This window comes from Neobittarella massiliensis (ex Bilen et al. 2018) (genome assembly GCF_014269355.1).
GTDB classification, from domain to species: Bacteria; Bacillota; Clostridia; order Oscillospirales; family Ruminococcaceae; genus Neobittarella; species Neobittarella massiliensis.
Genome location: NZ_JACOGI010000001.1, coordinates 867120 through 886039, shown reverse-complemented (window position 1 = coordinate 886039; position 18920 = coordinate 867120). Strand labels below are relative to the sequence as shown.

At 60.0% G+C, this 18920-nt stretch carries 19 protein-coding genes; all 19 read right to left on the bottom strand.

Annotation, left to right across the window (positions count from 1 at the left end; genetic code table 11):
• Window positions 1–59: 59 nt before the first annotated feature.
• Entirely contained in the window at window positions 60–1535 is a 1476-nt protein-coding gene (spoIVA, locus tag H8K20_RS04065) for a stage IV sporulation protein A (protein ID WP_105203723.1), read from the bottom strand.
• A gap of 16 nt (window positions 1536–1551) precedes the next feature.
• A complete protein-coding gene (locus tag H8K20_RS04060; RefSeq protein ID WP_186487550.1) occupies window positions 1552–3090 on the bottom strand; it encodes a DUF3794 and LysM peptidoglycan-binding domain-containing protein in 1539 nt (512 codons plus the stop codon).
• Window positions 3091–3456: 366 nt separating this feature from the next.
• Window positions 3457–4305 (bottom strand): cupin domain-containing protein, encoded by an 849-nt coding sequence (locus H8K20_RS04055; protein ID WP_186487549.1) that lies wholly within the window; start codon window positions 4303–4305, stop codon window positions 3457–3459.
• A gap of 258 nt (window positions 4306–4563) precedes the next feature.
• Window positions 4564–4647, bottom strand: coding sequence for a stage V sporulation protein SpoVM (spoVM, locus tag H8K20_RS14290; RefSeq protein WP_105203720.1), 84 nt, complete (start codon window positions 4645–4647; stop codon window positions 4564–4566).
• Window positions 4648–4697: 50 nt separating this feature from the next.
• A complete protein-coding gene (locus H8K20_RS04045; protein ID WP_164998113.1) occupies window positions 4698–4838 on the bottom strand; it encodes a hypothetical protein in 141 nt (46 codons plus the stop codon).
• Window positions 4839–4895: 57 nt separating this feature from the next.
• Window positions 4896–5525 (bottom strand): thiamine diphosphokinase, encoded by a 630-nt coding sequence (locus H8K20_RS04040; RefSeq protein WP_154865595.1) that lies wholly within the window; start codon window positions 5523–5525, stop codon window positions 4896–4898.
• A gap of 121 nt (window positions 5526–5646) precedes the next feature.
• The gene (gene rsgA, locus H8K20_RS04035; RefSeq protein WP_186487548.1) at window positions 5647–6522 is read right to left on the bottom strand and encodes a ribosome small subunit-dependent GTPase A; all 876 of its coding nucleotides are present in this window, start codon (window positions 6520–6522) and stop codon (window positions 5647–5649) included.
• Window positions 6523–6528: 6 nt separating this feature from the next.
• Window positions 6529–8343: a Stk1 family PASTA domain-containing Ser/Thr kinase gene (pknB, locus tag H8K20_RS04030; protein WP_154865597.1), complete on the bottom strand. Its 1815-nt coding sequence runs from the start codon at window positions 8341–8343 to the stop codon at window positions 6529–6531.
• Window positions 8344–8356: 13 nt separating this feature from the next.
• Window positions 8357–9082, bottom strand: coding sequence for a Stp1/IreP family PP2C-type Ser/Thr phosphatase (locus H8K20_RS04025; RefSeq protein ID WP_105203716.1), 726 nt, complete (start codon window positions 9080–9082; stop codon window positions 8357–8359).
• A 14-nt stretch (window positions 9083–9096) separates the two neighbouring features.
• Window positions 9097–10119 (bottom strand): dual-specificity RNA methyltransferase RlmN, encoded by a 1023-nt coding sequence (rlmN, locus tag H8K20_RS04020; RefSeq protein ID WP_186487547.1) that lies wholly within the window; start codon window positions 10117–10119, stop codon window positions 9097–9099.
• Window positions 10107–11426: a 16S rRNA (cytosine(967)-C(5))-methyltransferase RsmB gene (gene rsmB, locus H8K20_RS04015; RefSeq protein WP_186487546.1), complete on the bottom strand. Its 1320-nt coding sequence runs from the start codon at window positions 11424–11426 to the stop codon at window positions 10107–10109. Before rsmB ends, rlmN begins: the two co-directional genes overlap by 13 nt.
• Window positions 11427–11451: 25 nt before the next feature.
• The gene (locus H8K20_RS04010) at window positions 11452–12147 is read right to left on the bottom strand and encodes a zinc metallopeptidase (RefSeq protein ID WP_186487545.1); all 696 of its coding nucleotides are present in this window, start codon (window positions 12145–12147) and stop codon (window positions 11452–11454) included.
• A gap of 22 nt (window positions 12148–12169) precedes the next feature.
• Entirely contained in the window at window positions 12170–13117 is a 948-nt protein-coding gene (fmt, locus tag H8K20_RS04005; RefSeq protein ID WP_186487544.1) for a methionyl-tRNA formyltransferase, read from the bottom strand.
• Between the two features lie 20 nt (window positions 13118–13137).
• Entirely contained in the window at window positions 13138–13656 is a 519-nt protein-coding gene (gene def / locus H8K20_RS04000) for a peptide deformylase (RefSeq protein ID WP_105203711.1), read from the bottom strand.
• A gap of 156 nt (window positions 13657–13812) precedes the next feature.
• A complete protein-coding gene (priA, locus tag H8K20_RS03995; RefSeq protein WP_186487543.1) occupies window positions 13813–16260 on the bottom strand; it encodes a replication restart helicase PriA in 2448 nt (815 codons plus the stop codon).
• A 222-nt stretch (window positions 16261–16482) separates the two neighbouring features.
• Window positions 16483–17700 (bottom strand): bifunctional phosphopantothenoylcysteine decarboxylase/phosphopantothenate--cysteine ligase CoaBC, encoded by a 1218-nt coding sequence (gene coaBC, locus H8K20_RS03990; protein ID WP_186487542.1) that lies wholly within the window; start codon window positions 17698–17700, stop codon window positions 16483–16485.
• Between the two features lie 99 nt (window positions 17701–17799).
• A complete protein-coding gene (rpoZ, locus tag H8K20_RS03985) occupies window positions 17800–18036 on the bottom strand; it encodes a DNA-directed RNA polymerase subunit omega (protein ID WP_243206175.1) in 237 nt (78 codons plus the stop codon).
• Window positions 18029–18649 (bottom strand): guanylate kinase, encoded by a 621-nt coding sequence (gene gmk / locus H8K20_RS03980; RefSeq protein ID WP_105203708.1) that lies wholly within the window; start codon window positions 18647–18649, stop codon window positions 18029–18031. Before gmk ends, rpoZ begins: the two co-directional genes overlap by 8 nt.
• Window positions 18639–18914 (bottom strand): extracellular matrix/biofilm regulator RemA, encoded by a 276-nt coding sequence (remA, locus tag H8K20_RS03975; RefSeq protein WP_105203707.1) that lies wholly within the window; start codon window positions 18912–18914, stop codon window positions 18639–18641. The genes gmk and remA overlap by 11 nt, the downstream gene beginning before the upstream one ends.
• Between the last annotated feature and the right edge of the window lie 6 nt (window positions 18915–18920).

Here is an 18920-nt window from a genome sequence, read left to right as displayed (position 1 = left end):
GTCAGGCCCGGCGTGGTTCAGGGAACGGATACGTGCACTTTTGAGGAGGGGGAACGCCCCTAGATGATGATGCAGATGAGACCGGAGCAGCCCTCGTTGATGACCCGCTCTACCGTCTCCTGTATCTTGCCGCGCGCGTCTTGGGGCATGCGGTAGAGCTTGTTGTGCAGCCCCTCGTTAACTAAGTCGTGCAGGCTCTTACCAAAGATGTTCGACTCCCAGATCTTGCTGGGATTCTCCTCGAACTCTTTGAGCAGGTACATGACCAGTTCTTCCGACTGCTTTTCGCTGCCCACGATGGGGCTCACCTCGGTGTTGATGTTGGCCTTCATCATATGGATAGAGGGAGCTGACGCCTTGAGCCGCACGCCGTAACGCCCACCCTGCTTGACGATCTCCGGCTCCTCTAAACTGAGTTCATCGATAGAGGGCATTACGATCCCATAACCGGTGGCCTCGACCTCAGCCAACGCATCTTTTATCTTGTCGTACTCTGCTTTGGCCGCAGCCAGGTCCATGATACAGGGCATCAGGTCCGACTCGTCGTTCAGGTCCAGGCCCGTATTCTCGGCAATGATCTTATAAAACAGATCCTGCTCCAGACCAATATTGAGCACGGCGGTGCCGGTAGCCAGGTCGATGCTCTTTACATTGACATTGGATATCTGCTCACAGTCATAGAGCTTTTGGGCAGTGGCGTCGATCTTGGAGATGTGATCGATGCCCTCAAACAGCTCGATGATCTTGCCAAACACCGACTGGCGCAGCCAGTGATCTTGTTTCAGCGTATTGATCCAGCGTGGCATCTGCACCGAGATCTCTTTGACCGGGAACTCGTACAGCAGTGCTTTGAGGATATCGGTGATGTCCTGCCCGGTCAAGTCGAGACAGTTGAGTGCCAACACCGGTACGTTGTGGCGATCTTGTAGGTATTCCCGCAGTTTTTGAGTTTTATCGCTGCCGGGATGAGCGGAGTTGAGCAGGATGAGGAACGGTTTTCCCCGCTCTTTGAGCTCTTTGATCACTCTGGTCTCGGCCTCTACATAATCCTCTCGCGGGATATCGCTGATAGAACCGTCGGTGGTGACTACGATGCCCACTGTAGCGTGTTCGCGTATGACCTTTTCGGTGCCTATCTCGGCGGCCTGCTCAAAAGGTATGGGCTCATCTGACCAAGGCGAATCGACCAGTCTGGTCTCGCCCCCGTCCAGGTATCCCACGGCGCTGTCGACCACATACCCCACACAGTCGACCATGCGCACCCGGAAATGGGCGCCGCTATCCAGATCCACCTCGATGGCCTCTTCGGGAATGAACTTGGGCTCGGTGGTCATGATCATCTTTCCGGCCGCCGACTGCGGCAGCTCATCTACAGTGCGCTGTCTTATGAAGTCATCGTGGATGTTGGGGATCACCAGCGTCTCCATCATCCGCTTGATAAAGGTGGATTTTCCAGTGCGTACCGGACCCACCACCCCCACGTAAATGTCGCCCGCTGTGCGCTGAGCTATGTCTTTATAGATATCGTGTTGCATGGCTATCCCCCCGCTTTTATTCCGAGACGATCGGGATCAGCAGAGTTCTCTTGTCCCCGATCCGGTCGTCTTCCAAGTCATTAGACTGCATGATGGCATCTACCGAGGTATTGTACCGTTTGGCGATCTGCCATACTTCTTCACCGGTGTCACAGTAGTAGATGGTGAGAGCGGTATTTTTGTCTACCTCTTTGACCGTCTCCTCATCCACGGTGACATCTTCGACCACATTGCCCGAAAATTGCTGGGTGAGCACAGCTTGGCAAGCGATATCCAGCTGCAGCTCGATGGCACCGTCTCCCCCCAGCGACCAACTGATGGTCGCGATCTGGGCATTTAGGTCCACAGCCGCGCTTTCAGCTGATTGACCGGCGGGCAGACGCAATTCGCAGTCGAGATTTTTGTCCTGCACCTGCAGCACCTCATCGGCGCCGCGTCCCAACACTGTGACTTTAATAGTACCGGAAGATACGACGTTCTCCCCTTCGGTGCGGCTGCCCATCAGGTTGAGTTCGCCCCACACATCGTAGATGGTCTCGATGGGGGCCCCGTCAAGGTGCAGCTGTTTTTTGATCTGTACGGTAGTGGGGGCCAAGATCGTCGACGAAGCACAGGCAAACGGTTTTGTCTTGTACTGGTAGTCATAGGTAGTGGAAAACACATCGCGTATCGTCTCGACGGTGGTCTGCTCAAAACAGATAGCGGTGACCTCCCCCACGATCTGGGTGGAGAGTACAGTATTTTCGCCTTCTATATTCTGCTTGAGCTCCACTTTGCTGTCGAGAACGGCTAGACGCACATCGTACTGCATGTCGGAGGTGCACCCGTCGATATCGACCACCTGGCTGACGGGTATGACATAGTCGGCTGTCTGCACGCTGCCATCCTCCATCAGGTAGGTGACGTGGGTCTTACACTCCCCTTTGATGATGACTTTGTTGGTTATAACTTTGTAGTCGCCGGGTTCGATACGGCTCTCGGCGCCGATGACGGCCCGTACAGAGCCGTTTAAGGCCAGATCGGTCTCGTCTTCAGCACTAAAGAGCTTTTGCCCCATTGCCGCGGGGAAGCTGGCCTGCATCTCCTCTTTTTTCTGCTGGATACCACCGCCCTGCACGTCACTGAGTACTGTTTGGGTGCTGACTCCACTGACCTTTACCCGGATGGATACCGAGCTGCGCACCGAGATAGCGCGGGGGTTGGTGGCACGGCAGTTGATATACTCGCCTTTCACTGCCGTCTCGACCAGATCGCTCTCGATGGGGACTTTGCAGTCTATCTGTTTGGTAAAAGGAATGGTCTGCTCAAAACACTGCAGAGCACTGCTGTCTTCTGAGGTGTACAGCAGGGTGAACTGCAGGTAGCCGTCGAGAATGACTTTCGAATCTACCTTTTGTTTGTTGACGATGTGGGGCGTGCCGATGCACTTGACGATGCGCACGATCTCTGCCAGATAATCGGGCAGGATGAAATCGCTCTCTACCGTCTGTTCAAACGTCTTGTCTAATACGGCGTTGCCCAGCTGGTAGGTCCTGGTATCTTTTTTCAGCTCCATGGCGTAAAACCTCCTCAAGTTCCCGTTTAATCCATCTTTATTTGGACAGGGAGGGGTTTATGACACCTTATCGCGTGATCGGCCCCACATATTTGTAAAAAATATCGTTTATCCGCTCTCGGCCCTGCTGTGCGATACGTGCGGGGACTTTTGGCAGGCCTGCAGACCTCCTGCCGCCGAGCAGCGGCGCGAGTTTTGCGAAGCGAAGGTTTACGGCTCAGTACTGTATAGCATGATTTTATATGTATATGCGGAATATCTGAAAGAGCCGCCCTGCTCTGCCGGCGTATCGCGACTTTAGGGACTAAATAAAGAGGACCGGAAGCAGATACACCTGCCCCCGGTCTTTTTTATTTACATGGCACTTTACTTTTTCTCGGTCAGTAGCGCTGGAGCGCACTGTACATTGGCGATCGCGCTGGCCGACCAGTATGCGAGCATGTGCAGCGGTCGATCGCCGGTAGCTACTATCTTGTAGGGTTGATCGGCAAAGATATAATAGGCGATATCTTTTTGCAGGGCAAACACCTCATCGGGAAAGATGAGCAGACCGGCGCCAGCGGTAACAAGGGCCATCTCATCGGCGTTGCGCGAGACATAAAAGCCCCCGCGCTGGCTGGCAGCTGGTTGGGCGACTACACGGCCGGAAGAAAGGCCCGGCGTCTCGAGCACAGCCTCGACGGTGGCGGCACCGCCCCACAGCTGGTACACTTGGCCCTGGCCGCGATGGGCAATGCGGTACCCACCGTCACGGCAGTAGTACTCATTTTGATCCCAGCGGCCGCGATCAGCCCCCAGTTGGCCGGGAAAGCGCTCAGTAGCTGAACCGTTGACCCCGATACACAGCTCGATACCCACATCGGTCATATTTTTTAGCCGGTGCGGCTGGCCCTCGGCGTGGAACATACAGTCGCCGGCCTGGACCTGATGCGTGCTGCCATCGGGGTAATACTGACAGCCACGGCCGGTGAGCGCATACTCGATCTCGGACCGATTTTCGTGGTACACATAACCGGGCAGGCTGGGTGAGGATACCCCCGCCCCCTGTATGGCCCGCATAAGGGACATCTTGTCTTCATCAAAGATGGTCTTGCCCAAATTTCCCCGATTGATGGGGCAGCCATCAAAACTGGGAGAAGCCGCCCAGCGAGCCGCTTCTACGTACTGACCGGTGACCAGGTCTTTGCCCACGTCGGTATCCATCACTCTGTACATCCGCTGACATCTCCTTTATCGTTTAGGCCGCATACACATACGGCCCAACGCCTTTTTACCATCATACTGCGGCGCTGATGGCACGTCAAGGACAGCCAAATAGAAGCAGCGATTCGGACTCTTTTTGTTCTGGCTCTATTGGCCCATAGCCGGTACAGCGGTTTGCCGAGGCAGAATATATGCCGGCTGGCCAGGTTTAGACACACAATAAGCAAAGAGCCGTCTACCTCCCCGCATGTGGGGGCAGACGGCTCTTTGTCACCTGTGTTCGTCTTTGATCTTGAAGATCTTTTTTAAGATACCGGACATGAATTTTGAGCTCTTGATCACTACGACTTGCATGCTGTGTGCCCCCTATTCTTGATCGCCCGGCCCCACAGGAGGGGCTGTGTTCAGCAGGAAACGAGCAGGCCCAGTAAAATGAGCACGACTGCCACGACCACCACTACAGAACCGGAGCTGAGACAGAAAGAGAGCAGTAGACCGGCGCCCAGTGTGACCATCATCAGTTTGAGCGCTCTGTTTCGTTTCACGGTCATTCCCCCCTCCTGCCTGTTTAGTACAGTATATACAGAAGGGGCGTTTTTGGTTCATTCCCGCACCAAAAGCACCAGCAAAACACCTTGTTTTACCCCGATCTTGCAGCAGATGTCGGTGAACTCGTTGCTGACCCCAATCGGAAAATGGCTCTCCATCGTGTAGCCGGACAGCGGGTACTTGACCCCCTGCAAACTGACGCCCAGGCACTGCGGGGTGAAACTGAATACCGAGAGATAGCGATACCCCTCGTCGGGCAGCAGCACCTCTTCGTCTTGCAGCATGAAGGCGCGGGTGCTGGCATCAGCCAGCACGCCGCTGGCCCCCTGCGCCTTTAAATAAAAGAGATTTTGCAAATTGGCGATCGTGTGATCGAGCCGGGCGCCGGTGCCCCCCAAGATCAAGAAATCTTCGAAACCGCGTCTCAGTCCCTCTTTGAGGGCGATGCGGGTATCGGTGTCATCTTTGACCGGATCGAACTTGACGGTGGGGATATCGGCGGGGAGGACATCGATAGAGTCGAGATCGCCCATGAGCAGATCGGGCGTTATGCCGGCTTTTTGCAGGTGCCGGTACCCGCCGTCGGCGCAGATGACAAAATCTTGCGGGCCTATTTGCGACCGCAAAAAGTCCACCTCCTCCATGGGGGCGGCTCCCACCACTACACAGCGCGATTTCTCCACGGCTCTTCACTTTCCTTTCTCTGTACAGAGCTCTGGGGCCTCGGGGCCCGCTCGCACAGGGGGGACAGCTAAGAAAGCCGTCCCCCATTTTTATCGCCGAGACCGCCGTACTGCACGGCCGCTACAGCTGCCAATCTTTGATATCTTTTACTGCCTGGTAGAGGGCCACGTAACTCTGGTGGCGGGAGGGGGCGATCTTGCCCTGCTCCAGTGCGGCCAGCACGGCGCAGCCCTTTTCACAGGTGTGGGAACAGCCCACGAACTTACACTGCCCCACCAGCGGCGCGATCTCGCGGAAGGTGTACTGCAGCTGATCTTTTAATATGCCTTCCTGCCGGTGCAGGTCCACATCGGAAAAGCCCGGCGTATCGGCGATATAGCCGCCAAAGGGCAGCTGGAACAGCTCCACGTGGCGGGTGGTGTGCCGACCGCGGCCCAGCTTTTCGCTGGTCTCGCCGGTCTTGAGGGAGAGGCCCAGCCCCAGATGGTTGAGCAGGGTGGATTTGCCCACCCCCGAATTGCCGCAAAAGGCGGAGACTTTGCCGGCCAGACAGTCGAGGACCTGCTGCTTCCAGGCTTTTTGCTGGTAGTCCACCTCGATGACGGTAAAGCCCGCCTGGCGGTAGATATCGGCCACCCCGGGCAGCTGGGCCATATCCAGCTTGGTGAGCACTATGATCGGCTCGACATCTTTATATTCGGCGATCGAGAGCAGTTTGTCGACCACGAACAGGTTGGGCGACGGACTGACTGCCGACACTACCACGATGAACTGGTCGATATTGGCCATGGGCGGCCGGATAAAGGCGTTTTTACGGGGGGAGATCTCCTCGATGACCCCCTTCTCGTTTTGATCGACCGAGATCGTGACCTCGTCGCCCACTGTCGGGCTGAGGCCGCGCTTGCGAAAAATGCCTTTGGCACGGCACTCGATCAGGCCGCTGCCGCACTGTACATAGTAAAAGCCGCTTATAGCCTTTAAAATGCGCCCGTTCATCATCGGCTACTCCCCTTCTTCGCCGCTGTCAGCGCTGGAACCGGAGCTGGAGCTGGACTGGCTGGACGAGCTGGAGCTGGAGGAAGAGCTGCTGGACTGGCTCGAAGAGGCGGCGGGCTCTTTTCCCTCGCTGATCTGGATAGAGACTACCGTACCTTTGGCCACCCGGATGCCTTTGCTGGGGTTTTGGCTGACGACTTTGCCTTTGTCGGCATCGCTGTCGGTATAGACGTTCTCTACCCCGCCGATGGTCAGCCCTTTGGCCGACAGTGCGGCGCGAGCGCTGGACTCGGACAGGCCTATGAGATTGGGCACCTCGACCAGTTCATCCTGGGGCTCCTCTTCCTTTTCGGCCCCGTCGCTGACAACCAGTGTTACGGTGCTGCCTTTTTTGACCTCGGTACCCGCTTCGGGATCGAGACGGATGACGTACTTGAGCGGCACCGTGTCGCTCTTTTCGCGGGTGACGCTCACCACCAGGTCCATCTTTTCCAGCTGGCGCTGGGCGCTGGAGGCCTCGACATTTGAGAGGTCGGGGATCTTTACCACCTCGGGGCCCTTGCTGACTTTTACAGTGATGGCCTGCGATTTTTTGATCTTGGTGCCCGCGCGGGGCGATTGGGAGATGATGGTCCCCTTTTCGACCTTGTCGCTGTAGGCCTCTTCTTTTTTGAAAGTGTAGTCTTTATACTGCTCTTTGGCCTGGGTATAGGTGAGACCGGTCACCTGTGGGACCGATACCTTTTTGCCGCCGAACACGCCGGTATTGACCAGCACCATGCCGATGATGAGCAGCAGCGCCGCCACCAGAAAAGCTGCGGCCACACCGCCCAGCACCACCATATTGTTGACCTTTTTTTTGCCCGGTTTGGCGCCGGACGTTTTTTTGCCGGTCTCTGGCGGCTGGGTCTGCTTTTCACGCACGTCTTCGATGGCATTTACGTATTTGGTGGGTTCGGCGTCGACGAAATACTTGTACTGGAAGCTGATGGAGGGGTTCTTTTTAAACTCCTCGATATCCAGGAGCATCTCTGAGGCCGACTGATAGCGCAGATTTACATCTTTCTGCATGGCCTTTAAGGTGATCTCCTCCAGCCCCTCGGGAATATCGGCGTTGATAGAGCGGGGGGATACCGGTTTATCGGATATCTGTTTAATGGCCACACTGACGGCAGTATCGGCCTCGAAAGGCAGCTGGCCGGTGAGCATCTCGAAGAGGATGACCCCGGTGGAGTAGAGATCGGCTTTGGCGTCGGTCTCGTCCCCACGGGCCTGCTCGGGGCTGATATAGTGCACCGAACCGATGGCCTTATCGGTGATGGTGCGATTTTCGCTGCGGGCAAAGCGGGCGATGCCAAAATCCATCACCTTGAGCGAACCGTCGGGCAGCAGCATGATGTTTTGCGGCTTGATATCGCGGTGGATGATGCCCCGGTCGTGAGCGTGTTGCAGCGCCCGCAATATCTGCTGCGTGAAGTGGACGGCATCTTTCCAGGTGAGCACCCCCTGCTGCTGGATGTACTCTTTTAAAGTGATGCCGTCGATGTGCTCCATGACGATGTAGTTGATGCGGTCGGTGAAGTTGACATCGAACACCTTGACGATGTTGGGATGGGAGAGCAGAGCGATAGCCCGCGACTCGTTTTTAAAGCGGCGGATGAACTCCTCGTTCTCGGCAAACTCGTCTTTGAGGATCTTGACCGCCACTGTTTTTTGCTCGAGCAGGTCGGTGGCTTTGTACACGTTGGCCATGCCGCCGATGCCGATGATCTCCTGCACCAGGTAGCGGCCATCCAGTCTTTTTCCGATATATTTGTCCATAGTGACCTGCCCCCTAACCGATCAAAACTGCAGTGGAGTTGTCGCTGCCGCCGCGGGCGTTGGCCTCGTCGATGAGCGCCTGGGCCGCATCGAAAAAGTCGTGTTCGCGCACCAGCTGCCAGAGTTCACGGTCATCGATATGGCCGGTGACCCCGTCGGTGCACAAAAGCAGGATATCCCCATCCTGCAGAGGGATCTCGTCGTAGTCGATATCTATGTTGCGGTTGATACCCACCGCCCGGGTGATGACGTTGCGCTTGGGGTGGTTTTTGGCCTCTTCGGGCGAGATCTGTCCCTGGTCTACCAGCACCTGTACCATCGAGTGGTCGCGGGTGAGCTGCACGATATCGTCTTTTTGCAGTAAGTAGGCGCGGGAATCGCCCACATGGGCGATATGTGCCACCGAGTCTTTGACCACACAGGCCACCAGCGTGGTGCCCATGCCGGCCAGTTCGGGCTGCTCCATGATCTTGTCGATCATCAAGTTGTTGGCCCGGGAGATGGCCACCTCTAAAAAGTTTTTGAGCGACCCGCTGGGCAGCTGGTCGAGACCCTCGTCCACCGACTGCTCGAAGGCGTCGACCACCAGTTTGCTGGCTATAGCGCCGCCCACCGCGCCGCCCATACCGTCGCACACCACCGACCAGATGGTCCCGTCGGCCAGAGCGCCGGATTTGGCGCAGTCTTGATTTTGCTGCCGCATAACACCGGTATCGGTTTGAGATACGATCCTAAGCATACTGTCTCCTCCTACTACTGTTGCAAGCTCTGGCGGCGCAGCTGGCCGCAGGCGGCACTGATATCCTGCCCCAGTGTGCGCCGTACCGTGGCGTTGACTCCCCGGTCTTGCAGCCAGGCCTGAAATTGCGAGACCTGATGGCTCTGTGTGTAGCCGGTCTCCTGTACTTTATTGACCGGTATCAGGTTCACATGACACATGAGACCGCGGCACAGGTCGGCCAGCTGCCGGGCGCAGTCACGGCTGTCGTTGACCCCGTCGATAAGCGTGTACTCGAAGCTTATGCGGCGGCCAGTCTTTTGCTCGAACTGGCGGCAGGCGGCGAGCACCTGGTGGATGCGGTATTTGCGGTTGACCGGCATCAGCTGGTCGCGCAGCGCGTCGTTTGGCGCGTGCAGCGAGATGGAGAGCGTGATGGGCAGCCCCTCATCGGCCAGCTTTAAAATACCCGGCACGATGCCGCAGGTAGAGAGTGTGATGTGCCGGGGGCTGAGATCCATACCGCGGCTATCGGTAACCAGGCGGATAAAATCCAGCACGTTCTGGTAGTTGTCCAGCGGCTCGCCGATGCCCATGAGCACGATGTTGCCGATGCGCTCGCCCAGATCATCGGCGGCAGTGTAGATCTGATCGAGTATCTCGGCGGCGGTGAGATCGCGCACATAGCCGGCCAGTGTGGATGCGCAGAAACTGCAGCCCATTTTGCAGCCCACCTGGGTGGAGAGACAGATGGACAGGCCGTGCTTATAGCGCATGACCACGCACTCTACCGTCTCGCCGTCGGGCAGTGAAAACAGGTATTTTACGGTGCCGTCGAGCTGGGAGACCAGCTTTTTCTCGATGGTCACTTTGGCGATGGTGCCGCGCGCTGCCAGCTGCTCGCGAAAGGCCTTGGGCAGGTTTTTCATATCCTCGAAGGCGGCGGCGCGCTTTTGGTGCAGCCAGCCAAACAGCTGGCCGGCGCGGTAGGCCGGTTGGCCGCACGCCTTGACCAGCTCTTCTACCTGTGCATAAGAGAGACCATTTATCTGTTGCATGGGGTTCCCCTTTTCAGTTTGGCGATAAAAAAGCCGTCGCTGCCCGTTTGATGGGGCAGCAGTGTAGCCATGCCGTCGGTGACGGTGGCGCCGGGACACAGACCGGTGAGATCGACGGCGGTAAAATCGGGGCAGTCGCGCAGGAATTTGCCCACCACGCCCTGATTTTCATTGGGGCTGAGGGTACAGGTGGAGTACACCAGCACGCCGCCGGGGCGCAGCTGTTCTGCCGCCTGTTTTAAGATGCGCAGCTGCAGATCGGGCAGATCTTTGATCTCGCCGCGCTGCTTGTAGCGCAAGTCGGGCTTTTTGCCCAGGATACCCAACCCCGAGCAGGGCACGTCGCACAGTATCTTGTCGGCCAGCGGCACCCCGGTATAGGGGGTGGTGGCGTCGTGACAAGCGGCAGTGAGGTTTATGATGCCCAGGCGCCGGGCGCCATCTTCGATCTTGGGCAGCTTTTGTGCCCAGATATCGAAAGCGCAGAGCCGCCCCTGGCCGCCCATGTACTGGGCGACAGTAAAGCTCTTGCCGCCGGGGGCGGCGCAGCAGTCGAGTACCGTGTCGCCGGGCTGGGCACCCAGCGCCTGGCAGCAGTACTGCGATGAGAGGTCCTGTACATGAAACAGCCCCTCGGCAAAGCTGGGCAGCCCCGGCAGGTAGCCGGTACGGCGCAAGAGCAGGCAGTTTGGCAGCGCGGTGGGCTCGGCTGTCAGCCCCTCATCAGAGAGGCGCCGGATCAGGTCTGGGGCGGTAGTCCGGAGCGTATTGACCCGGATGAACGTGGGAAACTCGCCCTCGAAACGGGCCAGCAGCTGGCGTGTCTGCTCCTCTCCGTAGGCCTTACACCACATCTTGGCGATCCAGGGCTCTACCGAATAGCGCACCGACAAATCGCTGCCGCTATAAGTGGGTTTGCCATCGCGCAGGTAACAGCGCAACACGGCATTGACCAGACCGGTGGCACTTTTTTGCCGCAGCAGAGCCGGCAGCCGCACGGTCTCGTTGACGGCGGCGGCATCGGGCACCCCATCCATCGACTGCAGCTGGTACAGGCCCAGCCGCAGCGTGTTGCAAATCGGCGGGGTGAGCTTTTTGCCCGCACAGTACCCTGCGAGCTGCGCATCCAGCCGACGGCGGGCGGCGGTGACCCCATAGACCATGCGGGTGCACAGCGCCCGCTCTTTGGCCGGCAGCCCGCTTTTTTGCAGGGCGGCATCGAGAGCTGCATCGACGTAGCCGCCGTCCTCGCACCGGGTGAGCACCTGTACGGCTACCAGTCGGGGGTTTTGTTGCCCAGCTGCCATGTGCAGCCCTCCTTTTTGCTTACATCTAGTCGTTGCGGCGGCGGCCGAACAGCAGCACCAGCCGCAACAGGTTGGCCAGCGATACCAAGAGCGACGCCACATAGGTGAGCGCGGCGGCGGTGAGCACCTTTTTGGCCCCCTGCAGCTCCTCGCTGGAGAGCATGGCCTGCTGGCCGATGATGGCGATGGCCCGGCGGGAGGCGTTAAACTCTACCGGCAGCGTGATGAGCTGGAATACCACCACCAGGGAAAACAGCACGATACCGGCAGTTACCAGTGGCTGCGCGCCCATGAAATAGCCGATGAGCACCAGCGGGATCGACAGCGTGGAGCCCAAATTGGTGAGTGGGATGATAGCATTGCGCAGTTTTAGCGGCGCGTAGTGCTCGGCGTGCTGCAGCGCATGCCCGGCCTCGTGTGCGGCGACCCCGATGGAGGCCACCGATGTGGAACCGTACACATCCTGCGAGAGGCGGATGACCCCGGCGCGCGGATCGTAGTGGTCGGTAAGGCTGCCGGCCACCGGCTCGACCCGAATGTCGTAAAGGCCGGCCCCGCGCAGGATATCCTCTGCCGCGCGGCTGCCGCTGATGCCACGGCTGGAGAGCACCCGGCTGTAGCGGGCAAAGGTGGACTTTACCTTGTACTGGGCCCACACGGTGATGAGCAGTGCGGGGACCACCAGCAGCAGATAGTAGTAGTCAAAGTAGAAAAAAGGCATGTATGCCCCTCCTTTTTGGGGGCTATTCCCCCATTTTGCGGCCCAGCTGCAGCCCGCGGCGGCACTTTGCACCATGCCCCTGCAAGAACTGCTCTGCGCTCATGCGCTTTGACCCCTCGAGCAATACATCTGTCAGGGCTACGACTCCGCCGTCGCCGCAGGCCACCTGCAGTGTGCCGTCGGCGGTCAGCTGGCCGGCGGCGGTGCCGGCAGCGCCCGAAATCACCCGAGAGGAAAACACCTTGAGCTTTTTGCCGTCAAAAAAAGTATGGGCTACCGGCCAGGGATTTAGGCCGCGAATGTGATCGTGTACCTGCTGTGCCGTAAGCGAGAAGTCGAGCTCGGCGATCTGCTTGTCCAGCATGGGGGCGTAGGTGGACTGACCGTCGTCCTGCTTTTGACGGGGCGCGGTGCCGTCGGCGATGCCCGTGAGCGTTTTGAGGAGCAGATCGGCCCCCACCTTGGCCAGGCGCTGATACAGCTGGCCGGAGGTCTCGTCCCCGCCGATCTCGACGGTGTCGGTGTAGATCATGTCGCCGGTGTCGAGACCGGCGTCCATATACATGGTGGTGACGCCCGTCGTCTTCTCCCCGTTTATCACCGACCACTGGATAGGTGCGGCGCCCCGGTATTTGGGCAGCAGCGAGCCGTGGACGTTGATACAGCCCAGCGGCGGCAGATCGATGACCTGCTGAGGCAGTATTTTGCCGTAGGCCACCACGGCGATGAGGTCGGGCTGCAGGCTGGCCAGCAGCTCGATCGTCTCGGCTTTTTTGACCGAGGCGGGCTGGTATACCGGGATGCCGAGCTGTTGCGCCAGCTGTTTGACCGGCGGTGCGGTGAGTACTTTTTTGCGCCCGACCGGCTTATCCGGCTGGGTAAATGCGGCGACGACCCGGTGCCCGCTGTCGGCCAGCGCCTGCAGGCTGACAGCGGCAAACTCCGGTGTGCCCATAAAGACGATGTTCATAAATCGGCCCCCTTATCTGCTCAGTGCGCCTGCTCCTGCTCGGCCTCGTACTCGGCCTGCTTCTCGGCCACCAGCTCCTCCAGCTCTTCCTGGGTGAGCATCTTCTCGGCTTTGTCCACATACAAAACGCCGTCTAAATGGTCCAGCTCGTGGCACACGCAGCGGGCAAACAGGTCCTCGCCTTCCTCTTCGTGCACGGCGCCGGTGCGGTCCTGAAAGCGCACCCGCAATTTATGCGGGCGCACCACAAAGCCCCACTGGCCGGGAAATGACAGGCAGCCCTCCAGACCGTCATCCTCCCCCTCGGTCCAGAGGATCTCGGGGTTTACCAGCTCCATGGGGCCATCGCCCACATTGATGACTACTACCCTGCGCAAAACGCCTACCTGCGGGGCGGCCAGGCCGGCGCCTTCGGCCTGTTCCAGCGTCTGATACATGTCGTCGATCAGGGTGGCCAGCTTGTCGTCGAACACCTCGACCCGGCGGCTCTTTTTGCGCAGGATCTCCTGCTCTTTGGTCAAAATATTGCGGTATGCCATCGTTTCATCTCCTATATCTGTGGGGCGCGCCCCGGTAAATATGCCGTAAAACCGCAGTGCGATGCGGCTGCGCAGTGCTTTTGCAGTGCTCTTATTATAGCATCCGGGCGGATGCGGTTTGGTTTCTCAATTGTTAATAAACTGTTACTTTGGGCTTTAAATCTCGCCTTGCGGCCAGAAATCGACTGCTAAACGCACCCCGAACAGCTTTTTTTGCTCGGCCAGCTGCAGGATCGCGGTGCGAAACAGCTGGCGGGTGCGGGCGTCTTTGCGGCACTTGGCGATGATCTTGTAGCGGTAGCGGTCGCCGACCCGCTCGACCAGAAACGGGGTGGGGCCCATGAGCCGCAGCGGCAGCCCCGCATACTCGCCGGTGGCCAGCTGACCCAGTATCTCCATCAGCGCCCGGCCGGCCTGCAGGCAGCTCTCGCGCTGGGTGGCCGAGAGCGAGAACATGGCCATGTGGCAGTAGGGCGGATAGAGCAGATAGCGGCGGGCCTGCAGCTCCTCCGTAGCGAAGGTGTCGTAGTCCTGCTTGGCGGCCAGCTGCAGCACCCGGTTTTTCGGGTCGAAGGTCTGCAGGATGGCGCGGCCGGCATCGGCCCCACGGCCGCCGCGGCCCACCACCTGGGTGACCAGTGAGAAACAGCGCTCGTAGCTCTGGTAGCTGGTGCCGGCCAGAAGGTTGTCGATACCCAGCACCCCCACCAGCGTGACGCCGGGAAAATCGAGCCCCTTGGCCACCATCTGGGTGCCCACCAGCACATCGTATTCGCCGCGGGAAAAAGCCTCTAAAAAGGTGCGGTGGGCGTTTTTGGAGGCGGTGGTATCGGTGTCCATACGCAGGATGCGGGCCCCGGGCAGCGCCTTTTCCAGCTCGTCCTCCAGCTTTTGGGTGCCGGCGCCAAGCAGGCGCAGATGGGGTTCGCCGCAGTTGTCACAGCAGGTGGCCATAGGCGCCGAGTAGCCGCAGTAATGGCACATGAGCCGCCCGTTGGCCCGGTGATAGGTGAGCGGTATGTCGCAGTGGGGGCACTTGGCCACCGCCCCGCAGGTGGGACAGGTGGCCGAGGTGTGGTACCCCCGGCGGTTGAGCAGCAGGATGCTCTGCTTGCCGGCCTGCAGGTTTTTTTGCAGCTCGCGGCGCAGGGGGCGCGACAGATCTTCCACCGCGCCGGCGGCCATCTCGGCCCGCATATCCACCATCTGTACCTGGGGCAGCTGCGCACCGGCGTAGCGGGCCGGCAGCTGGTAGAGTGCGATCTCGCCTTTTTTGGCGCGGTAATAGGTGTCGATGCTGGGGGTGGCCGAGGCCAGCACCACCTGGGCCCCGTGGCGGCGGGCCCGCCAGCAGGCCACATCGCGGGCGTGGTAGCGGGGGGCCGAGTCGGAGTGATAGCTGCTCTCCTGCTCCTCGTCGAGGACGATGAGACCGATGTTTTCGAGTGGGGCAAACACTGCCGAGCGGGTGCCGATGACGATATCGGCCTCTTTTTGACGGATGCGCCGGTACTCGCTGAGACGCTGGCCCACCGAGAGCGCCGAGTGGATGACCGCCACCCGCTGGCCAAAGAGCTTTTTAAAGCGGGTGATCACCTGGGGGGTGAGCGAGATCTCGGGCACCAGCAGCATAGCCTGCCGCCCCTGCTCGAGCGCGTGGCGGATGAGGTCGACGAACACCACCGTTTTGCCGGAGCCGGTGACCCCGTAGAGCAGGTCGCAGCCCCAGCTGCCGCTGTCCATACGGCCCCGGATATCGGCGGCGATCTGCTGCTGGGCGCAGGTGAGCTGCACCGGCTGCTCGCCGCCGCTTTCTACAGTGAACACCTCTTTGTAGTCGTACTGCTCGAAGTAGCGGGCAGCGCCGGCGCGCACCAGCCGGTCGGCCACCGAGCGGGTGACCCCGGTCTGGTACAGCGCCGCGCGCAGCGGCATACCGGTATTGCCGCAGGGAGCCAGCAGCTGGTAGAGCTGCTGCTGTTTGGCGGTGAGCTTGCCCGAAAAGCCGGCGGTGGCGGCGATGCTGGTGGCCTGGTCGCTGACGTAGCGGCGGCGGTTCTCGGCCGTTTTGAGCAGCGCCCCCCGGCGCAGGAGCTCAGCGATCGCGCGGTCGCCGGGCTCCAGCTCCAGCTGGCGGCACAGCGCCCGCAGCTCGGCTCGGCCGCCCTGTGCGGCCAGACAGTCGAGCACCCGGGCCTCGGTCTCGGACCGGGGGGCGGTATCGGGGGCGGTGAGCTGCAGGTACTCGCGGATGTGCACCCCGGCCCCGGCGGGCAAAATGGCTTTGGCCGCGTCGTACCAGGTGCAGAAAGTGGACTCTTTTAAGTAGTCGATGAGGTCCAACAGCTCGGGGCTGTCGCACAATTCGCTGTCGTACACAGTGGCGATCGTTTTGTAGCCGGTACAGTCGCACGCATCTCTATCCTCGCAGGAGAGCACCAGCGCACTGCGCACCCGGCCCCCGCGGCCAAAAGGCACCGTGACCCGGGCGCCGCGGCGCACCTGGGGAGCCAGCTCGTCGGGTACGAGATAGCTGTAGCCCCGGTCAAAGTAGAAAGCGGCACCGTCCACCGCTACCGTCGCTATACGTTTTGCCGCGGACAATGGCCGCCCCCCTTTTTTGACAGCGCGTACAGCCGACACCGAAAGCGGCATAGAGCGGCACGGGCTGCTTTTAAGTGTGGTAACGATCTTTCCTCCCGATCGCGCACGCGCACATCGGGCCGGTATGCCGACATGCAGGCGATCGGATAAACAGGCCGGGCACAAGTTGCCGCGCGCCACCCACGGTCCGGTACTGCCGGCCTAGCGCGCGCCGATCACCGATCACTGCGCGGCGGGATTTTTTTGCCGGTAGATGGCCAGCAGTTTATCCAGCAGGCGGTCGGCCAGCTCCTCTTTGCTCATGAGCGGCAGCGGCAGCTCCTCGTCTTTAGACAGCAGCGTGGCCACATTGGTGTCGACGCCGAACCCGGCGCCGGGCTGTTTTAAGCTGTTGGCGACGATGAGGTCGCAGTGCTTGCTGTCGAGTTTTTTGCGGGAGTTCTCGATGAGGTCGCGGGTCTCCATGGAAAAGCCGCAGACCACCTGGCCCGGAGCGGCGGCGTGGCCCACCTCTTTTAGGATATCTTTGGTGCGCACCAGTTGCAGCGTGCCGTCGGACTGAGACTTTTTGATCTTGTCGTCGGCAAACTGCGCCGGGGTGAAGTCGGCCACGGCGGCGGCTTTGACGATGATATCCTGTGTCGGCAGCCGGGTCATCACCGCCTCGTACATCTGGCTGGCCGAATCGATGGGCACCATCGCCACCCCCGGCGGCGGGATCAGCTGTACTTTGCCGGTGACCAGCGTGACCTCGGCCCCGCGGCGGCGGGCACAGTCGGCGATGGCATAGCCCATTTTGCCGGTGGAGCGGTTGGAGATAAAGCGCACCGGGTCTAAGAACTCGCGGGTGGGGCCGGCGGTCACCAGTATGCGTTTGCCGGCCAAGTCTTGCCGCTGCTCGAGTTGGCGCAGGATACAGTCCACCAGCTCGGGGGGCTCGGGCAGACGGCCGGCGCCTATGTCGCCGCAGGCCAACCGCCCGCTGCCGGGCTGCAGGATGAGCATGCCCAGGTCGCGCAGCGTCTGGATGTTTTTTTGCACCACCGGGTTTTGCAGCATGGCGGTATTCATGGCCGGGGCGATGATCTTTTTGCAGGTGGCGGCCAGAAAGGTGGTGGTGAGCATATCGTCGGCGATACCGCCGGCAAATTTGCCGATGATGTTGGCGCTGGCCGGGGCCACCACGAACAGATCGGCCCCGGTGTTGAGCGAGATGTGCTTGACATCCCAGGAGAACAGCCGGTCGAAAGTATCGATATAGGTCTTGTTTTTGGTGAGGGTCTCGAAGGTGAGCGGGGTGATGAACTGGGTGGCGTTCTCGGTCATGATGACGTGCACGTCGACCCCTAACTTGGTCAGGGCGCTGGCCACGTTGGCCATCTTATAGGCGGCGATACCGCCGGTGATGCCCAGCAGCACCTTTTTTCCGGTATAGTCCACAGGCGTTTCCCCCTCTGCTGGCCGGCTCGCCGCCGGCGCTATCGGTCATAAAAGGCGTAGGGGGAGGGGCTGGCCCCTCCCCTGCTATAGATATCGTGTTCAGTCGTTATCGTGGTGGGTGGCCGGGCGCACCGAGCACTCACCGTCGGCAAACTCCTCCACCGCCAGCTTGACCGGCTTTTCGGTGAGGATCTCTTTTTCTTCCTCGGCCTCCTCGCAGATCTCGCGGGCGCGTTTGGCGACGGCCACTACCAGCGAATAGTAGCTCTGGTTGGGCTCTAACAGCTCGGACATGGCCGGGCGCAGCATATTGGTCTCTCTTTTGGTATTAGACATGTTGTATCACTCTTTCCATAAATGCACGCATGCGCGTGGTGGCGGTCTTTTCGGCCTGCATGATGGCGCCGATGCGGCCCACGCATTGCTCCACTGTATCGTTTAGGGCCAGGTAGTCGTAGTTGACGTACTCACCCAGCTCGCTTCTGGCCACTTCGAGGCGGCGCTCGATGGTGGCGCTGTCCTCGGTCCCGCGGCCGGTGAGGCGCTCGCGCAGCTCTTTGATGCTGGGCGGGGCGATGAAGATGAGCACCGCCTCGGGCAGCAGGCGCTTTACGTTCTTGCCGCCGGTCACCTCGATCTCCAGCAGCATGTCGCGGCCCTGGCGCAGGGTCTCTTCGACCGGGGCGCGGGGCGTGCCGTAGTAGTTGCCGCAGTACTCCACGTACTCCAGCATCTCGCCGCTGGCTATCTTGTTTTCAAAATCCTGGCGGGTGATGAAAAAATAGTCTTTGCCGTCGATCTCGCCGGGGCGGGGGCTGCGGGTGGTAGCCGACACCGAAAAGGCGAAGCGGTCGGCATCCTGCTGCAGCATATGGCGGATGACCGTTCCTTTGCCCGAGCCCGAGGGCCCGGAGAGCACGTATAAAATACCCCTGCTGTCACTGCCCATCTTCCAGCTGTACCTCCTCTATGAGTTCCTGTTTTTCGTCGAGCCGGCCGGCTATGGTCTCGGGTTGGATGGCTGAGAGCACCACGTGGTCGCTGTCGGTGACGATGACCGCGCGGGTGCGCCGCCCGTAAGTGGCGTCAATGAGCAGGCCTTTGTCGCGGGCCTCCTGAATGATACGCTTGATGGGGGCCGACTCGGGGCTGACCACCGCCACCAGGCGGGAGGCCGAGACCATGTTGCCAAAGCCTATGTTGAGTAATTTCATACTGTT

What these genes read in the sequence shown, in the direction of transcription:
- spoIVA (WP_105203723.1), bottom strand. Translation starts at nt 1,535, where the DNA reads ATGCAACACGATATCTATAAAGACATAGCTCAGCGCACAGCGGGCGAC.
- H8K20_RS04060 (WP_186487550.1), bottom strand. Translation starts at nt 3,090, where the DNA reads ATGGAGCTGAAAAAAGATACCAGGACCTACCAGCTGGGCAACGCCGTA.
- H8K20_RS04055 (WP_186487549.1), bottom strand. Translation starts at nt 4,305, where the DNA reads ATGTACAGAGTGATGGATACCGACGTGGGCAAAGACCTGGTCACCGGT.
- spoVM (WP_105203720.1), bottom strand. Translation starts at nt 4,647, where the DNA reads ATGCAAGTCGTAGTGATCAAGAGCTCAAAATTCATGTCCGGTATCTTA.
- rsgA (WP_186487548.1), bottom strand. Translation starts at nt 6,522, where the DNA reads ATGAACGGGCGCATTTTAAAGGCTATAAGCGGCTTTTACTATGTACAG.
- pknB (WP_154865597.1), bottom strand. Translation starts at nt 8,343, where the DNA reads ATGGACAAATATATCGGAAAAAGACTGGATGGCCGCTACCTGGTGCAG.
- H8K20_RS04025 (WP_105203716.1), bottom strand. Translation starts at nt 9,082, where the DNA reads ATGCTTAGGATCGTATCTCAAACCGATACCGGTGTTATGCGGCAGCAA.
- rlmN (WP_186487547.1), bottom strand. Translation starts at nt 10,119, where the DNA reads ATGCAACAGATAAATGGTCTCTCTTATGCACAGGTAGAAGAGCTGGTC.
- rsmB (WP_186487546.1), bottom strand. Translation starts at nt 11,426, where the DNA reads ATGGCAGCTGGGCAACAAAACCCCCGACTGGTAGCCGTACAGGTGCTC.
- H8K20_RS04010 (WP_186487545.1), bottom strand. Translation starts at nt 12,147, where the DNA reads ATGCCTTTTTTCTACTTTGACTACTACTATCTGCTGCTGGTGGTCCCC.
- fmt (WP_186487544.1), bottom strand. Translation starts at nt 13,117, where the DNA reads ATGAACATCGTCTTTATGGGCACACCGGAGTTTGCCGCTGTCAGCCTG.
- def (WP_105203711.1), bottom strand. Translation starts at nt 13,656, where the DNA reads ATGGCATACCGCAATATTTTGACCAAAGAGCAGGAGATCCTGCGCAAA.
- rpoZ (WP_243206175.1), bottom strand. Translation starts at nt 18,036, where the DNA reads ATGTCTAATACCAAAAGAGAGACCAATATGCTGCGCCCGGCCATGTCC.
- gmk (WP_105203708.1), bottom strand. Translation starts at nt 18,649, where the DNA reads ATGGGCAGTGACAGCAGGGGTATTTTATACGTGCTCTCCGGGCCCTCG.
- remA (WP_105203707.1), bottom strand. Translation starts at nt 18,914, where the DNA reads ATGAAATTACTCAACATAGGCTTTGGCAACATGGTCTCGGCCTCCCGC.